The following is a 15,276-nucleotide window of genomic DNA, read 5'->3' as shown; positions in this document are numbered from 1 at the left end:
TCTGGCACAACGACAAAACCGGACAGCCGATCAAGCGGTCACTGACCGCCTACGATCACTGACCGCAACCACACCCCTTGGACTCACTCATCTAGTGGCCCCCGGCCTCCCGGCGTACCTCCACGACCCGGAAGCGGTTCGCGACGAACGCGCCGTCGCACAGGGCCGCGTTGGCCGCCGGGTTGCCGCCCGAGCCGTGGAAGTCGGAGAAGGCGGCGGTCTGGTTGACGTACACCCCGCCGGTGAGGTTGAAGGACAGCTGGGCGGACTCCTCCAGGCAGACCTCCTGGACGGCTTCCTCGACCCGCGGGTCGGTCGTGTACGCGCCGACGGTCATCGCGCCCTTCTCGCGGATCGTGCGGCGCAGCAGCTCGACCGCGTCGGCCGGTGAGTCGACGGCGACGGCGAAGGAGACCGGCCCGAAGCACTCACTCATGTAGGCGGCCTCGGCGTCCGGCTTGGCGCCGTCCAGTTTGACGATCACCGGTGTGCGGACGACCGCGTTCGGAAAGTCCGGGTTGGTGATCTCGCGTGCGGCCAGGGCGACCTCGCCGAGGCCGGCGGCGGCCTCCAGGCGGGCCTTGACGTCCGGGTTGACGAGGGCGCCGAGCAGGCCGTTCGCGCGCGCGTCGTCCCCGAGCAGGCCGTCGACCGCGCGGGCGAGGTCGGCGACCACCTCGTCGAAGGTCTTGGGGCCCTCGTCGGTGCGGATGCCGTCCCGGGGGACGAGCAGGTTCTGCGGGGTGGTGCACATCTGGCCGCTGTACAGGGACAGCGAGAAGGCCAGGTTGGACAGCATCCCCTTGTAGGCGTCGGTCGACTCCACGATGACCGTGTTGACGCCCGCCTTCTCCGTGTAGACCTGCGCCTGGCGGGCGTTGGCCTCCAGCCAGTCGCCGAAGGAGGTGGAGCCCGTGTAGTCGATGATCCTGATCTCCGGGCGGGTGGCCAGGGTCTTCGCGATGCCCTCGCCGGGCCGCTCGGCGGCCAGCGCCACCAGGTTCGCATCGAAGCCCGCCTCCGCCAGCACGTCGCGGGCGATCCGCACGGTGAGCGCGAGCGGCAGCACCGCGCGCGGATGCGGCTTCACCAGGACCGCGTTGCCGGTGGCGAGGGAGGCGAACAGACCCGGGTAGCCGTTCCAGGTGGGGAAGGTGTTGCAGCCGATGACCAGGGCGATTCCGCGCGGGACCGCGGTGAACTGCTTGGTCAGCTCCAGCGGGTCGCGCTTGCCCTGGGGCTTGGTCCACTGTGCCGTGCCGGGCGTGCGGACCTGTTCCGCGTACGCGTACGCCACCGCCTCCAGGCCGCGGTCCTGTGCGTGCGGGCCGCCCGCCTGGAAGGCCATCATGAACGCCTGGCCGCTGGTGTGCATCACCGCGTGCGCGAACTCGTGCGTCCGGTCGCTGATGCGCTGGAGGATCTCCAGACAGACGGCGGCCCGCGTCTTTGGGCCCGCGTCCCGCCAGGCACGCTGACCGGCCTTCATCGCGGGCAGCAGCGTGTCGAGGTCGGGGTGCGGGTAGGTCACGCCCAACTCGATGCCGTACGGCGAGACTTCGTCGCCGACCCAGTCGTCGGTGCCGGGCTGGCCGAGGTCGAGGCGGGTGCCGCGGACGGCGTCGAAGGCGGCCTTGCCCGCGGCGGCGTCGAGGCTGCCGTCTTGCCCGTACGCCTTGGGGTGCTCGGGGTGGGGGGACCAGTACGCGCGCGTGCGGATCGCCTCCAGCGCCTGGTCGAGGGTGGGCCGGTGCTTGGCGATCAGTGCGTGCTCGGTCGGTTGGGCGGCCATGCGGGACCAACTCCTCGTCTCAAGAACTCGTCGTCGAGCTGATGACCTGTGCGGAAACGTGGGCAGGGACGCTCGGTCAGAGTTAGAGTAACCGAACGATCGGTCGGTACAAGGGGGTCCGCCGCATCTGTGGACAACGTCGTGCGGGAGGATCGCGCACATGACAGCACTCGACCTCAGCAGCCCCGTGGCCGTCGTCGGCACCGGCACCATGGGCCAGGGCATCGCCCAGGTCGCGCTGGTCGCGGGCCACCCCGTGCGGCTGTACGACGCCGTTCCCGGGCGGGCCGGGGAAGCGGCCGCGGCGATCGGCGCCCGCCTCGACCGGCTCGTGGCGAAGGACCGGCTGACCGGGGCCGACCGGGACGCGGCCCGCGCCCGCCTCCTGCCCGCCGATGACCTCGCCCCGCTCGCCGACTGCGCGCTGGTCGTGGAGGCCGTGCTGGAGCGGCTGGACGTCAAGCAGGACCTGTTCCGCGAGCTGGAGGGCATCGTCGCCGACGACTGCCTGCTCGCCACCAACACCTCGTCCCTGTCGGTGACGGCCGTCGCCGGCGCCCTGCGCAACCCGGGGCGCCTCGTCGGTCTGCACTTCTTCAACCCCGCGCCGCTGCTGCCGCTGGTCGAGGTCGTCTCCGGGTTCGCCACCGACGTCACCTCGGCCACGCGCGCGTACGAGACCGCCCGCGCCTGGGGCAAGGCGCCGGTGGCCTGCGCGGACACCCCGGGCTTCATCGTGAACCGGATAGCCAGGCCCTTCTACGCCGAGGCCTTCGCGGTCCACGAGGCGCAGGCCGCCGACCCCGCCACCATCGATGCCGTCCTGCGCGAGTGCGGCGGCTTCCGGATGGGCGCCTTCGAACTGACCGACCTCATCGGCCAGGACGTCAACGAGTCGGTCACGCACTCTGTGTGGCGGTCGTTCTTCCAGGACGTGCGCTTCGCACCCTCGCTGGCCCAGCGCCGGCTCGTCGAGTCCGGTCGGCTCGGCCGCAAGTCGGGGCACGGCTGGTACGACTACGCCGAGGACGCCGAGCGTCCCGAGCCGCACACCGCCGAGCCGCGGCAGGCGCCCGCCTACGTCGTCGCCGAGGGCGACCTGGGACCGGCGGCCGACCTGCTCACTCTGATCCGCGAGGCGGGCATCCCGGTCCGCCAGGAGGAAGAGGACCACGGCAGCCGCCTGGTGCTGCCCGGCGGCGGTCAGCTGGTCCTCGCCGACGGGCAGACCTCGGTGGAGTTCCGGGACGTCGTCTACTTCGACCTCGCGCTCGACTACCGCAGGGCCACCCGCATCGCGCTGTCCGCCTCCAAGGACACCTCCCCGCAGACCCTCGCCGAGGCCATCGGCCTCTTCCAGGCGCTCGGCAAGGACGTCAGCGTCATCGGTGACGTGCCGGGCATGATCGTCGCCCGCACGGTGGCGCGGGTCATCGACCTGGCGCACGACGCCGTGGCCAAGGGCGTCGCCACCGAGGAGGACATCGACACCGCGATGTGCCTGGGCGTCAACTACCCCCTCGGCCCCTTCGAATGGAGCCGCAGGCTCGGCCGCAGCTGGGCCTACGACCTGCTGGACGACCTGCACCTGCGCGACCCCTCCGGCCGCTACGCGCCGTCCCTCGCGCTCTACCGCCATGCGTACGCCACCGACAAGCGGGAGGGCAGCACCTCATGACCACCGCCAGGCGCGACACGTACACCCCCGAGACACTGCTCTCGGTGGCCGTCCAGGTGTTCAACGAGCGCGGCTACGACGGCACGTCCATGGAGCACCTGTCCAAGGCGGCCGGCATCTCCAAGTCGTCCATCTACCACCATGTCGCCGGCAAGGAGGAACTGCTGCGCCGCGCCGTCAGCCGGGCGCTGGACGGGCTCTTCGGCATCCTGGACGAGGAGCACGCACGCGTGGGGCGGGCCGCGGACCGCCTGGAGTACGTCGTGCGGCGCATGGTCGGGGTCCTCATAGCCGAGCTGCCCTATGTGACGCTGCTGCTGCGGGTGCGCGGCAACACCGCCACCGAGCGCTGGGCCCTGGAGCGGCGCCGCCACTTCGACCACCGGGTGGCCGAACTGCTGAAGGACGCCGCCGCCGACGGGGACGTGCGCGAGGACGTGGAGGTGCGGCTCGCGACCCGGCTGGTCTTCGGGATGATCAACTCGATCGCGGAGTGGTACCGGCCCGACGGGCGAGGCACCACGGAGCGTGACGTGGCCGACGCGGTGGTGCGCCTGGTGTTCTCCGGGCTGCGCCGGGGCTGACGTCAGCCGTTCGGCTCCAGGTCCTCCTCCTCGAACACCAGCAGCGTGCGCGTGCTGAGCACCTCCGGGATGGCCTGGAGCCGGGTGAGTACCAGCTCGCGCAGGGCCCTGTTGTCCGGCGTGTGCACCAGGAGCAGCACGTCGAAGTCGCCGCCCACCAGCGCGATGTGGGAGGCACCTGGCAGCTCCCGCAGTTGCTCGCGCACGGTGCGCCACGAGTTCTGCACGATCTTCAGGGTGATGTACGCCGATGTGCCCTGGCCCGCGCGTTCGTGGTCGACGCGGGCCCCGAAGCCGCGGATGACGCCGTCCTCGACGAGACGGTTGATGCGGGCGTAGGCATTGGCGCGGGAGACGTGGACGCGCTCGGCGACGGACCGTATGGACGCGCGGCCGTCCGACTGGAGGATCTGGAGGATGTCCTGATCAATGGCGTCCAGCGGGCGCGGGGGCGGCGGCAGTACGGCACCGGCCTCCGGGCCCTCGGCCATTTGTTCAGGTGCCATGTCCTCCTGCCTCCCCAGCATGGACGTAGTGCGTTCATTTGACGGTGTGGAGAACCGTTTGTCCACAGCCTGAAGGGCCCTGTAGCCAAAATGTGCCGACGACCGAACAATCGGTAGGTGAGGCGGGTCACAGACGACACGCCTCCCGTAGCCGCTTCCACCAGGAGGTGCCGTCATGACGGTCATGGAGCAGCGGGGCGCGTACCGGCCATCGCCGCCGCCCGCCTGGCAGCCCCGTACGGACCCCGCGCCGCTGCTGCCCGACGCCGAGCCCCATCGCGTCCTCGGCACCGACGCGGCCACGAAGGCCGACCCCGAACTGCTCCTGCGGCTGTACGCCCAGTTGGTGCGCGGCCGTCGCTACAACACCCAGGCCACCGCCCTCACCAAGCAGGGCCGGCTCGCGGTCTACCCCTCCAGCACCGGCCAGGAGGCCTGCGAGGTCGCCGCCGCGCTGGTCCTCCAGGACCGTGACTGGCTCTTCCCCAGCTACCGCGACACCCTCGCCGTCGTCGCCCGCGGTGTCGACCCCGTCGAAGCACTCACCCTGCTGCGCGGCGACTGGCACACCGGCTACGACCCGTACGAGCACCGCGTGGCCCCGCTGAGCACCCCGCTCGCCACCCAGCTCCCGCACGCCGTCGGCCTCGCCCACGCCGCCCGCCTCAAGGGCGACGACGTGGTGGCGCTCGCCATGGTCGGCGACGGCGGCACCAGCGAGGGCGACTTCCACGAGGCCCTGAACTTCGCCGCCGTCTGGCAGGCACCGGTCGTCTTCCTGGTCCAGAACAACGGCTTCGCCATCTCCGTACCGCTCGCCAAGCAGACCGCCGCGCCCTCCCTGGCCCACAAGGCCGTCGGCTACGGCATGCCGGGCCGACTGGTCGACGGCAACGACGCCGCCGCCGTGCACGAGGTCCTGGCCGACGCCGTACGGCACGCGCGCGAGGGCGGCGGCCCGACCCTCGTCGAGGCGGTCACCTACCGCATGGACGCCCACACCAACGCCGACGACGCGACCCGCTACCGCACCGACGCCGATGTCGAGGCCTGGCGGGACCACGACCCCGTGCTGCTGCTGGAACGGGAGCTGACCGGCCGCGGACTGCTCGGCGAGGACGGAGTCACGGCCGCCCGCGAGGACGCCGAGGCGATGGCGGCGCAACTGCGCGACCGCATGAACCGGGACGCCGCACTCGACCCCATGGACCTGTTCGCGCACGTCTATGCCGAACCCACCCCGCAACTGCGCGAGCAGCAGGCCATGCTGCGGGCAGAGCTTGCGGCCGGGCAGGAAGGCGGTGACCGATGACCACCGTCGCCGTCAAGCCCGCCACCATGGCGCAGGCGCTCACGCGCGCGTTGCGCGACGCGCTAACCGCCGACCCGGCGGTGCACGTCATGGGCGAGGACGTCGGCACGCTCGGCGGCGTCTTCCGGGTCACCGACGGGCTCGCCCGGGAGTTCGGCGAGGAGCGCTGCACCGACACCCCGCTGGCCGAGGCCGGCATCCTCGGCACAGCCGTCGGCATGGCGATGTACGGGCTGCGCCCGGTCGTGGAGATGCAGTTCGACGCGTTCGCCTACCCGGCGTTCGAGCAGCTCGTCAGCCACGTGGCCCGGATGCGCAACCGCACCCGCGGTGCGATGCCCCTGCCGATCACCGTCCGCATCCCCTACGGCGGCGGCATCGGCGGTGTCGAGCACCACAGCGACTCCTCCGAGGCGTACTACATGGGGACTCCGGGGCTCCATGTCGTCACGCCCGCGACCGTCGCCGACGCCTACGGTCTGCTGCGCGCCGCCATCGCCTGCGACGATCCGGTCGTCTTCCTCGAACCCAAGCGGCTGTACTGGGCGAAGGACACCTGGGACCCCGAGCACCCGACGGCCGTCGAACCGATCGGCCGCGCGGTGGTGCGGCGCCCGGGCCGCAGTGCCACGCTCATCACGTACGGGCCGTCCGTGCCGGTCTGCCTGGAGGCCGCCGAGGCGGCAGGGGCGGAGGGCTGGGACCTCGAAGTCGTCGACCTGCGCTCCCTGGTGCCGTTCGACGACGAGACGGTCTGCGCGTCGGTCCGGCGGACCGGGCGCGCGGTCGTGGTGCACGAGTCGGGCGGGTACGGCGGACCAGGCGGGGAGATCGCGGCGCGCGTCACGGAGCGGTGCTTCCACCACTTGGAGGCGCCGGTGCTGCGCGTGGCCGGGTTCGACATCCCCTATCCGCCGCCGATGCTGGAGCGGCACCATCTGCCCGGTGTCGACCGGATCCTGGACGCGGTGGCGCGGTTGCAGTGGGAGGCCGAGGGTTGATGGCTCAGGTGCTGGAGTTCAAGCTCCCCGACCTCGGGGAGGGGCTGACCGAGGCGGAGATCGTCCGCTGGCTGGTCGCGGTCGGCGATGTGGTCGTCGTCGACCAGCCGGTCGTCGAGGTCGAGACGGCCAAGGCGATGGTCGAGGTGCCGTGCCCGTACGGCGGTGTGGTCACGGCCCGCTTCGGCGAGGAGGGTTCCGAACTGCCCGTGGGGGCACCGCTGCTGACGGTCGCGGTGGGCCCCGAATCCTCGGACGGCGAGCCCGAGGGCTCGGGCAACGTGCTGGTCGGCTATGGCACGGGGGCGCCCCCGGCGCGCCGGCGCCGGGTACGGCCGACGCCCGGCGGGACCGCAGCGGGCGGCGCGGCGGCGCGCGATGACGCGGCGCGCGGATCGGCGGGCGCCCGGACGGACCTGCCCGCGGCGAACGGCTCGTCCGCTCAGGCGCCGGCGCACGGTCCGGCCGCGACCCCGGCTCAGGCCCCGGCGCACGGTCCGGGCCAGGCGCACGGTCCGGGCCAGGCGCACGGTCCGGCCGCGGCCCCGGCGCAGGATCCGACGTCGGCCCCACCCCGGATCCAGGACCCGGCCCGGGATCAGAGTCGGGCCACGGGAGTCGGTCCGGTGGCGCCCGCCGCCGCTCCCGGGGGCGGCGGCCCGGCCGAGGCTCGCCCGCGCGGAACCGCGCGGGCCGCCGAGGGTCCCGTGCCCGTGATCTCCCCCCTTGTCCGCAGGCTCGCCCGGGAGGGCGGCGTGGATCTACGGCAGCTGACCGGCTCAGGACCCGACGGGCTGATCCTGCGCGCGGACGTCGAGCGGGCGCTCCGGGCCGCCGCGACGGCCGGCGGCCGCGCCGCGGCCGTGCCCACCACCGGACCCGCCGCGCCCGCCGAACCCGCCGGGGCACCGGTCACATCGGCCGCCGTACCGGCCGGCCCGCTCCCCTCGGCGGCCGAACCGGCTCCCGCACCGGCCGCCACGGCTGTCCGCATCCCTCTCAAGGGGGTCCGCGGCGCCGTCGCCGACAAGCTCTCCCGCAGCCGCCGGGAGATCCCGGACGCCACCTGCTGGGTGGACGCCGACGCGACCGAACTCCTGACCGCGCGGGCGGCGATCAACGCGGCAGGCGGCCCGAAGGTCTCCCTGCTCGCGCTCCTCGCCCGGATCTGCACCGCCGCCCTGGCCCGGTTCCCCGAGCTGAACTCCACCGTCGACACCGAGGCCCGGGAGATCGTCCGGCTCGACCGCGTCCACCTCGGGTTCGCTGCACAGACCGAGCGCGGACTGGTGGTACCCGTCGTACGCGACGCACATGAGCGGGACGCCGAGGGGCTGACCGCGGAGTTCGCCCGGCTGACCGAGGCCGCCCGGTCCGGCACGCTGACCCCCGGGGAACTCACCGGCGGCACCTTTACGTTGAACAACTACGGAGTGTTCGGCGTCGACGGCTCCACACCGATCATCAACCACCCCGAGGCGGCCATGCTCGGCGTCGGCCGCATCGCCGCCAAGCCCTGGGTGCACCAGGGCGAGCTGGCGGTGCGGCAGGTCGTCCAGCTCTCGCTCACCTTCGACCACCGGGTCTGCGACGGCGGCACCGCGGGCGGCTTCCTGCGCCGGGTGGCGGACTGCGTCGAGCAACCGGTGGTCCTGCTGCGGACGCTGTGACCGGGCGGGCGGCCACCAGGGGCCCGCGTAGGCCCTCCCCGGAGATCACGACCACCCCCGTCGGTTCCCTGTGATCAGCTCGGCACGCATACTCGGGGTGTGACCGAGAACGCCCCCGCCGCCGGGACGACCGAGCCGTACGACGCCGTCGTCCTGGCAGGCGGCGCCGCCCGGCGGCTCGGCGGCGTCGACAAACCCGGCCTGCGGGTCGGCGGGCGCCCCCTGCTCGACCGGGTGCTCGCCGCCTGTGCCACGGCCCGCACGACCGTCGTCGTGGCCGACCCCCGCCCCACCGGGCGCCCGGTGTGCTGGGCGCGCGAGGAGCCCGCCGGTGCCGGACCGGTCGCCGCGCTCGACGCCGGGCTGCGGCACACCGACGCGGAGTATGCGGTCGTCCTCTCCGCCGACCTGCCGTTCCTCGACAGCACCACGGTGAGCGGGCTGTTGACGGCTCTGCGTACCACCGGCGCCGAAGGCGCGCTGCTCACCGACGCGGACGGCCGCGACCAGCCGCTCGTGGCCGCGTACGGCACGGCTGCGCTGCGCCGCGAACTGACGGCGCTCGGCGATGCCCACGGCGATCTCGCCGGGCTGCCGCTCCGTCGGCTCACCGGCGCACTCGACCTCACCCGCGTCCCGGACCCGCTGGCGTCCTTCGACTGCGACACCTGGGACGACATCGCCACGGCCAGAGCACGGATCAGGGAGCATGGGCACGTGTTGGATGAATGGATCTCTGCAGTCAAGGACGAGCTGGGCATCGACCTGGACGTCGACACCGGCGCCCTGCTCGACCTCGCCCGCGACGCCGCCCACGGGGTGGCCCGCCCCGCCGCACCGCTGACCACCTTCCTCGTCGGCTACGCCGCCGCACAGGGCAAGGGCGGACCCGAGGCGGTCGCCGACGCCGCCCGCAAGGCCGCCGCGCTGGCGCTGCGCTGGGAGGAAGAGAACGACGCCGCCGGGACCGGGGACGCGGGCCCCGCCGACCGGCCCGATCCGGGCCCCGACGCCGGATGAGCGCCCATGGCATCCGGGCCGACGGGCCCGCCGAGGACACCGACGACCTCGACGTCGAGGAGGCGCTTGCCCTCGTGAGGGAGCACAGGCAACTCGGAGAGCCCGGCGGCGACCGCGGCTCCACCCCCGCGGGCCAGGAGCCCGCACCGGCGGACGGGCACCGGGCCACCCCCTGGCCCCGCGCCCGGGAGATCGCCGCCCGCGCCGCCCGGTCCGGCGCCCGCAGGGCCCCGGTCTCCGTGCCACTCGCCGACGCTCTCGGCCTGGTCCTCGCCGCCCCTCTCGACGCGCTCACCGACCTGCCCTCCTTCGACAGCTCCGCGATGGACGGCTGGGCGGTCGCCGGGCCCGGCCCCTGGTCGGTCCGGGACGAGGGAGTCCTGGCCGGCCAGGCACAGCCCGAGCCGTTGACGGACGGCGAGGCCGTGCGCATCGCGACCGGCGCCCGCATCCCGGCCGACACCACCGCGGTCCTGCGCTCCGAGCACGGCCGCACGGACCCCAAGGGGCGGCTGCACGCCGCACGCGAGGTCGGCCATGGCCAGGACATCCGGCCGCGCGGCCAGGAGTGCCGCACCGGCGACCAGTTGCTGCCCGTCGGCACCCTGGTCACTCCCGCGGTCCTGGGCCTGGCGGCCGCCGCCGGATACGACGCGGTCACCGTCGTCCCCCGCCCCCGCGTCGAAGTGTTCGTCCTCGGTGACGAGTTGCTGACCAAGGGACTGCCGCACGAGGGTCTGATCCGTGACGCGCTCGGCCCGATGCTGCCGCCCTGGCTGCGCGCGCTCGGCGCCGAGGTCATCGCGCTGCGGCGGCTCGGGGACGACGCCGACGCCCTGCGCAAGGCCCTCACCCTGTCCGACGCGGATCTCGTCGTCACCACCGGCGGCACCGCGGCCGGCCCGGTCGACCATCTCCACCCGACCCTGGACCGGATCGGCGCCGAACTCCTCGTCGACGGGGTCAAGGTGCGCCCCGGCCATCCCATGCTGCTGGCCCGCATCAAGGAGAACCAGCACGTCGTCGGTCTCCCCGGAAACCCGCTCGCGGCCGTCTCCGGCCTGCTCACGCTTGCCGAGCCCCTGCTGCGCACCCTGGCCGTCCACCCCGCCCCCGAGCCCTATGCGATGCCCCTGCGGGAGACGGTGCAGGGGCATCCGCACGACACCCGGCTGGTCCCCGTCGCGGTGCGCGGTGACCGTGCCGTGCCGCTGCACTACAACGGCCCCGCGATGCTGCGCGGTATCGCCGCCGCCGACGCGCTGGCGGTCGTGCCGCCGGGCGGGGCGCAGCAGGGCCAGGAGACGGAGCTGCTCGACCTGCCGTGGGCGTCCGCCGGGATCGGGGCGTGTTTCACGTGAAACTTCCCGGCCACGACGCCATAGCCCGCCAGGCGGACGAGCACCTGGTCACCCATCGGGTGAAACTCCCGAGGAAGGTGGTCGAGCGCCCGATCCGCCAGGTCGTCAAGCGGCTGGTCATGGCCTTGGTGGTCCTGGTCGTGACCGCGCTGATCGTCTATGCCGATCGTGACGGCTACACCGACAACTCGGACGGTTCCGTCGACCTCCTCGACGCCTTCTACTACGCCACGGTCACCCTCTCGACCACCGGTTACGGTGACGTCACCCCGGTCAGCGACGGCGCCCGGCTGACCAATATCTTCGTCATCACACCGCTGCGCGTCCTGTTCCTGATCATCCTGGTGGGCACCACGCTGGAGGTCCTGACCGAACGCACCCGGGAGGAATGGCGTCTGAACCGCTGGAGGGCCACCTTGCGTGACCACACCGTCGTCATCGGCTTCGGCACGAAGGGGCGGTCGGCGATCCAGACCGTCTGCGCGACCGGCCTGAAGAAGGAGCAGGTCGTCGTGGTCGACCCCAGTTCCAAGGTGATCGACGCGGCGACCGCCGAGGGGTACGCGGGGATCGTCGGCGACGCCACGCGCAGCGATGTGCTCAAGCGGGCCGAGGTGCACAAGGCCCGGCAGATCATCATCGCCCCGCAGCGCGACGACACATCCGTGCTCGTCACGCTGACGGCCCGGCAGCTCAACCGTGGCGCGAAGATCGTGGCCGCGGTGCGCGAGGAGGAGAACGCGCCGCTGATCAAGCAGTCCGGCGCGGACGCCGTCATCACCAGCGCCAGCGCGGCCGGCCGGCTGCTCGGTCTGTCCGTGCTCAGCCCGGCCGCGGGCATGGTCATGGAGGACCTGATCCAGCAGGGCAGCGGACTCGACCTCATCGAGCGCCCGGTGGTCAAGGCCGAGGTCGGCAAGACCCCGCGGCAGACGGACGACCTGGTGGTCAGCGTCGTACGAGGGCACCGGGTGCTCGGCTACGACGATCCGTCCGTCGGCACGCTCCAGTTGACCGATCGTCTGATCACGATCGTGCGGGCGACGCCGGCGGCGCAGATCACTTCCGACATCCGCCCGATGCCCCGCGCCTGAGCCGGAGGCCGGACGGGCGGTCCCTAACGCCGGTTGTACAGCCGCATCGTGATCGGGCCGAAGACCAGCAGGAACAGACCCGACCAGCCCAGCGTCCAGGCGATCTCGGCGGCCGGCCAGTCACCGGCCATCAACTTCCGCACCCCGGAGGACAGATGGGTGACCGGGCTGTTGTTGACGAACGCCTGCAGCCAGCCCGGCATCGTCTTCGGGTCGACGAAGACGTTGGACAGGAAGGTGAGTGGGAAGATCACCATCATGCTGACGCCCATCACCGACTTCTCGGTGCGCAGCATCAGCCCGAACATCGTCCAGATCCACGAGAACGCGAACGAGAAGACCAGCAGCAGCGCGATCCCGGCGATCACGCCCGGTGCCCCGCCGTCCGGGCGGTAGCCGAGGATCAGACCGACCGTGAGCATCACCAGCGAGGCGATCGTGTAGCGCAGGGCGTCGCCGAGCAGATAGCCGACCATGGTGGCCGGCCGCCACACCGGCAGGGTGCGGAACCGGTCGAACACGCCCTTCTCGATGTCCGTGTTCACCGAGACACCGGTGTACATCGTGATCATCACGACCGACATCACCATGATGCCCGGCAGCAGGAACTGCACGTACTCCCGCGTCGAACCGGCCAGTGCACCGCCGAAGAGGTAGGTGAACATCAGCAGGTTCATGATGGGGAAGGCGGTCACGTCGAAAAGCTGCTCCGGCACGTGCTTGATCTTGAGTATCGCGCGCCAGCCGAAGGTCATCGACGCCGACAGGGCGCTGGGCCGCGGCGGACGGCGCTCGGCGACCAGCAGCGAGGCCAGCGACTCTGCGCTGACCGGGGCGAGTTCCTTGCTGTCGGTGGTCGTCGCGGTGCTCATGCCGTCACCTCGTCCTTCGTCGGCTGGTGGCCCGTGGCCGGTTCGTGCGTGTCGTGTCCGGTCAGGGCGAGGAACACCTCGTCCAGGCTGGGCTGCCCCAGCGCGAAGGTGTCGACGGTGATGCCGGTGCGGGCGAGTTCGCCCAGGGCCCGGGCGGCCTGCTCGGCCGCCGTACCGCTCGTCTCCGTGTTCAGCCGGGCGGTCAGCGCCACCGGGTCGGGCTCCGGCTGCACCTGGGCGTCCAGGGTGCGCCGCAGCACCTCCGCGGCCGTCGACCGCTGTCCCGGATCGCGCAGCCGCAGATGGACGGAGCCGGTCCCGACGGACGCCTTCAGCTCGCCCTTCGTGCCCTCGGCGATCACCCGGCCCCGGTCGATCACGGCGATCCGGGACGCCAACTGGTCGGCCTCGTCCAGATACTGGGTGGTCAGCAGCACGGTCGTGCCCTGCGCTACCACCGCCCGCACGATCTCCCACACCTGGTTGCGGCTGCGCGGGTCGAGACCCGTCGTGGGCTCGTCGAGGAAGAGCAGGTCGGGGGTGTTGAGGATGGAGGCGGCGATGTCGATGCGGCGCCGCATGCCGCCCGAGTAGTGCTTGACCTGCTTGCCGGCCGCGTCCGTCAGGCCGAAGGCCTCCAGCAGCCGCTCGGCGCGCTGCCGCGCGGCCTTCTTGCCGTGCCCGAGGAGGCGGCCGAGCAGCACCAGGTTCTCGGTGCCGGTGAGGTCTTCGTCCACGGAGGCGTACTGCCCGGTCAGGCTCACCCGGGCCCGCACCTCGTCGGCCTCGCGCACCACGTCACGCCCGAAGACGTGCGCCTCCCCGGCGTCGGGGCGCAGCAGCGTGGCGAGCATCTTCACGGTGGTCGTCTTGCCCGCGCCGTTCGGGCCGAGGACGCCGTAGACCGTGCCGGCCGGTACGGCGAGGTCGACTCCGTCGACGGCCCGCGTCTCGCCGAACCTCTTCACCAGGCCGGCCGTTTCGATCGCGAGGCCGGACGTCTGTGTGCTCATACGTCGGTCCTTCCGCTGCTGCGGTCTTGGGGTACGTATGGGAAGACCTTTACCTTCGCAAGAACTCATCGCCGGGCCCACCGAATTTTTCCCGGGCCCCGCACACCCTGCGTCCAAGACCGCGCCCACGGCCGAGGAGTAGCGTCCGGGGCATGCATGCGATCACGATTCCCGAACCTGGTGGACCCGAGGCGCTGGTGTGGCACGAGGTGCCGGATCCGGCGCCGCCCGGCGAGGGCGAAGTACTGGTCGAGGTGGTGGCCGGTGCCGTCAACCGCGCCGACATCCTGCAACGGCAGGGCTTCTACAACCCGCCGCCGGGCGCCTCCCCCTACCCCGGCCTGGAGTGCTCCGGCCGGATCGCCGCCCTCGGGCCCGGGGTCTCCGGCTGGGCCGTCGGCGACGAGGTGTGCGCGCTGCTGGCGGGCGGCGGCTACGCGCAGCGGGTCGTCGTCCCCGCGGGACAGCTGCTGCCGGTCCCCGAGGGCATCGACCTCAGGCAGGCCGCCGCGCTGCCCGAGGTGGTGTGCACGGTCTGGTCCAACGTCTTCATGATCGCCCATCTGCGCCCGGGCGAGACGCTGCTCGTGCACGGCGGGTCCAGCGGCATCGGCACGATGGCGATCCAGCTGGCCAAGGCGGCCGGTGCGAAGGTCGCCGTCACCGCGGGCAGCAAGGAGAAGCTGGAGCGCTGCGCCGAGTTGGGCGCGGACATCCTGATCAACTACCGGGAGCAGGACTTCGTCGCCGAAATCGATCAGGCCACGGGTGGCGCGGGCGCGGACGTCATCCTCGACAACATGGGCGCCAAGTACCTGGACCGCAACGTCCGGGCGCTCGCCGTCAACGGGCGGCTCGCCGTGATCGGCCTGCAGGGCGGTGCCAAGGGGGAGCTGAACCTCGGCGCGCTGCTGACCAAGCGGGCCGCGATCAGCGCGACCTCGCTGCGCGCCCGGCCGCTCGCCGAGAAGGCGGCCGTCGTGGCGGCCGTACGCGAGCATGTGTGGCCGCTGTTCGCCGCGGGCCGGGTACGCCCGGTCGTCGACCGCGAGCTGCCGATGCCGGAGGCGGCCGAGGCCCACCGGGTGGTGGAGGCGAGCGGCCACATCGGAAAGGTCCTCCTGATCACCCCGTAACACCACCAGCCACGACACTGCCGCCCCTGACCGACGAGGCTGCCCCCGAGGGGGACGCGGGGAACGGCGCGAACAGCCACAGCGCTGCCGCACTCGAAGGACGGGCCAAGCTCCCCGCAGGGGCTCGCGGGGAACGGCGCGATGCACGGCGCTGCCGCACAGGAGAGACGGCGGGTGCCCCTGACTAGGGGCGCGGGGAACTGCGCGATCAGCCACGGCGCTGCCGCACTCGAAGGA

General features: G+C 72.6%; 13 protein-coding genes. 9 read left to right on the top strand and 4 right to left on the bottom strand.

Annotated features, from left to right (window positions below; translation table 11 throughout):
- Nucleotides 1-91 precede the first annotated feature (91 nt).
- Nucleotides 92-1,792, bottom strand: coding sequence for a phenylacetic acid degradation protein PaaN (paaN, locus tag ACFYTE_RS38580; RefSeq protein WP_388721128.1), 1,701 nt, complete (start codon nt 1,790-1,792; stop codon nt 92-94).
- Nucleotides 1,793-1,952: 160 nt separating this feature from the next.
- Between paaN and ACFYTE_RS38575 the strand changes: the two genes are divergently transcribed.
- Entirely contained in the window at nt 1,953-3,470 is a 1,518-nt protein-coding gene (locus ACFYTE_RS38575; protein ID WP_388721126.1) for a 3-hydroxyacyl-CoA dehydrogenase, read from the top strand.
- Entirely contained in the window at nt 3,467-4,054 is a 588-nt protein-coding gene (locus ACFYTE_RS38570; RefSeq protein ID WP_388721123.1) for a TetR/AcrR family transcriptional regulator, read from the top strand. The genes ACFYTE_RS38575 and ACFYTE_RS38570 overlap by 4 nt, the downstream gene beginning before the upstream one ends.
- Before the next feature lie 2 nt (nt 4,055-4,056).
- Here ACFYTE_RS38570 and ACFYTE_RS38565 read toward each other — a convergent pair whose 3' ends face one another.
- Entirely contained in the window at nt 4,057-4,560 is a 504-nt protein-coding gene (locus tag ACFYTE_RS38565) for an Lrp/AsnC family transcriptional regulator (RefSeq protein ID WP_388721120.1), read from the bottom strand.
- Nucleotides 4,561-4,735: 175 nt separating this feature from the next.
- Here ACFYTE_RS38565 and pdhA point away from each other — a divergent pair, with 175 nt between their 5' ends.
- From pdhA to ACFYTE_RS38535, 6 genes are all read left to right on the top strand, one after another.
- The gene (gene pdhA, locus ACFYTE_RS38560; RefSeq protein ID WP_388721117.1) at nt 4,736-5,872 is read left to right on the top strand and encodes a pyruvate dehydrogenase (acetyl-transferring) E1 component subunit alpha; all 1,137 of its coding nucleotides are present in this window, start codon (nt 4,736-4,738) and stop codon (nt 5,870-5,872) included.
- Nucleotides 5,869-6,873, top strand: coding sequence for an alpha-ketoacid dehydrogenase subunit beta (locus ACFYTE_RS38555; RefSeq protein ID WP_388721114.1), 1,005 nt, complete (start codon nt 5,869-5,871; stop codon nt 6,871-6,873). The genes pdhA and ACFYTE_RS38555 overlap by 4 nt, the downstream gene beginning before the upstream one ends.
- Nucleotides 6,873-8,543 (top strand): dihydrolipoamide acetyltransferase family protein, encoded by a 1,671-nt coding sequence (locus ACFYTE_RS38550; protein WP_388721112.1) that lies wholly within the window; start codon nt 6,873-6,875, stop codon nt 8,541-8,543. Before ACFYTE_RS38555 ends, ACFYTE_RS38550 begins: the two co-directional genes overlap by 1 nt.
- 99 nt (nt 8,544-8,642) lie before the next feature.
- Nucleotides 8,643-9,563 carry an NTP transferase domain-containing protein gene (locus tag ACFYTE_RS38545; RefSeq protein WP_388721109.1) on the top strand — a complete coding sequence of 307 codons (921 nt, stop codon included), beginning with the start codon at nt 8,643-8,645 and terminating at the stop codon, nt 9,561-9,563.
- Entirely contained in the window at nt 9,560-10,924 is a 1,365-nt protein-coding gene (locus ACFYTE_RS38540; RefSeq protein WP_388721106.1) for a molybdopterin molybdotransferase MoeA, read from the top strand. The genes ACFYTE_RS38545 and ACFYTE_RS38540 overlap by 4 nt, the downstream gene beginning before the upstream one ends.
- Nucleotides 10,912-12,018, top strand: a complete 1,107-nt coding sequence (locus tag ACFYTE_RS38535; protein ID WP_388721103.1) for a potassium channel family protein — start codon at nt 10,912-10,914, stop codon at nt 12,016-12,018. Before ACFYTE_RS38540 ends, ACFYTE_RS38535 begins: the two co-directional genes overlap by 13 nt.
- 23 nt (nt 12,019-12,041) lie before the next feature.
- Here ACFYTE_RS38535 and ACFYTE_RS38530 read toward each other — a convergent pair whose 3' ends face one another.
- Both ACFYTE_RS38530 and ACFYTE_RS38525 read right to left on the bottom strand, forming a co-directional pair.
- Entirely contained in the window at nt 12,042-12,890 is an 849-nt protein-coding gene (locus ACFYTE_RS38530; protein WP_388721100.1) for an ABC transporter permease, read from the bottom strand.
- Nucleotides 12,887-13,903: an ATP-binding cassette domain-containing protein gene (locus ACFYTE_RS38525; RefSeq protein WP_388721097.1), complete on the bottom strand. Its 1,017-nt coding sequence runs from the start codon at nt 13,901-13,903 to the stop codon at nt 12,887-12,889. Before ACFYTE_RS38525 ends, ACFYTE_RS38530 begins: the two co-directional genes overlap by 4 nt.
- A gap of 152 nt (nt 13,904-14,055) precedes the next feature.
- Here ACFYTE_RS38525 and ACFYTE_RS38520 point away from each other — a divergent pair, with 152 nt between their 5' ends.
- A complete protein-coding gene (locus ACFYTE_RS38520; protein ID WP_388721094.1) occupies nt 14,056-15,039 on the top strand; it encodes an NAD(P)H-quinone oxidoreductase in 984 nt (327 codons plus the stop codon).
- Nucleotides 15,040-15,276: the final 237 nt, after the last annotated feature.

This window comes from Streptomyces sp. NPDC004629 (assembly GCF_042873595.1).
Classification (GTDB): domain Bacteria; phylum Actinomycetota; class Actinomycetes; order Streptomycetales; family Streptomycetaceae; genus Streptomyces.
Note: the sequence above shows the minus strand (reverse complement) of the source record. Positions and strands in the feature narration are given on the sequence as shown.

What these genes read in the sequence shown, in the direction of transcription:
- ACFYTE_RS38520 (WP_388721094.1), top strand. Translation starts at nt 14,056, where the DNA reads ATGCATGCGATCACGATTCCCGAACCTGGTGGACCCGAGGCGCTGGTG.
- ACFYTE_RS38540 (WP_388721106.1), top strand. Translation starts at nt 9,560, where the DNA reads ATGAGCGCCCATGGCATCCGGGCCGACGGGCCCGCCGAGGACACCGAC.
- pdhA (WP_388721117.1), top strand. Translation starts at nt 4,736, where the DNA reads ATGACGGTCATGGAGCAGCGGGGCGCGTACCGGCCATCGCCGCCGCCC.
- ACFYTE_RS38525 (WP_388721097.1), bottom strand. Translation starts at nt 13,903, where the DNA reads ATGAGCACACAGACGTCCGGCCTCGCGATCGAAACGGCCGGCCTGGTG.
- ACFYTE_RS38550 (WP_388721112.1), top strand. Translation starts at nt 6,873, where the DNA reads ATGGCTCAGGTGCTGGAGTTCAAGCTCCCCGACCTCGGGGAGGGGCTG.
- ACFYTE_RS38530 (WP_388721100.1), bottom strand. Translation starts at nt 12,890, where the DNA reads ATGAGCACCGCGACGACCACCGACAGCAAGGAACTCGCCCCGGTCAGC.
- ACFYTE_RS38575 (WP_388721126.1), top strand. Translation starts at nt 1,953, where the DNA reads ATGACAGCACTCGACCTCAGCAGCCCCGTGGCCGTCGTCGGCACCGGC.
- ACFYTE_RS38565 (WP_388721120.1), bottom strand. Translation starts at nt 4,560, where the DNA reads ATGGCACCTGAACAAATGGCCGAGGGCCCGGAGGCCGGTGCCGTACTG.
- paaN (WP_388721128.1), bottom strand. Translation starts at nt 1,792, where the DNA reads ATGGCCGCCCAACCGACCGAGCACGCACTGATCGCCAAGCACCGGCCC.
- ACFYTE_RS38555 (WP_388721114.1), top strand. Translation starts at nt 5,869, where the DNA reads ATGACCACCGTCGCCGTCAAGCCCGCCACCATGGCGCAGGCGCTCACG.
- ACFYTE_RS38570 (WP_388721123.1), top strand. Translation starts at nt 3,467, where the DNA reads ATGACCACCGCCAGGCGCGACACGTACACCCCCGAGACACTGCTCTCG.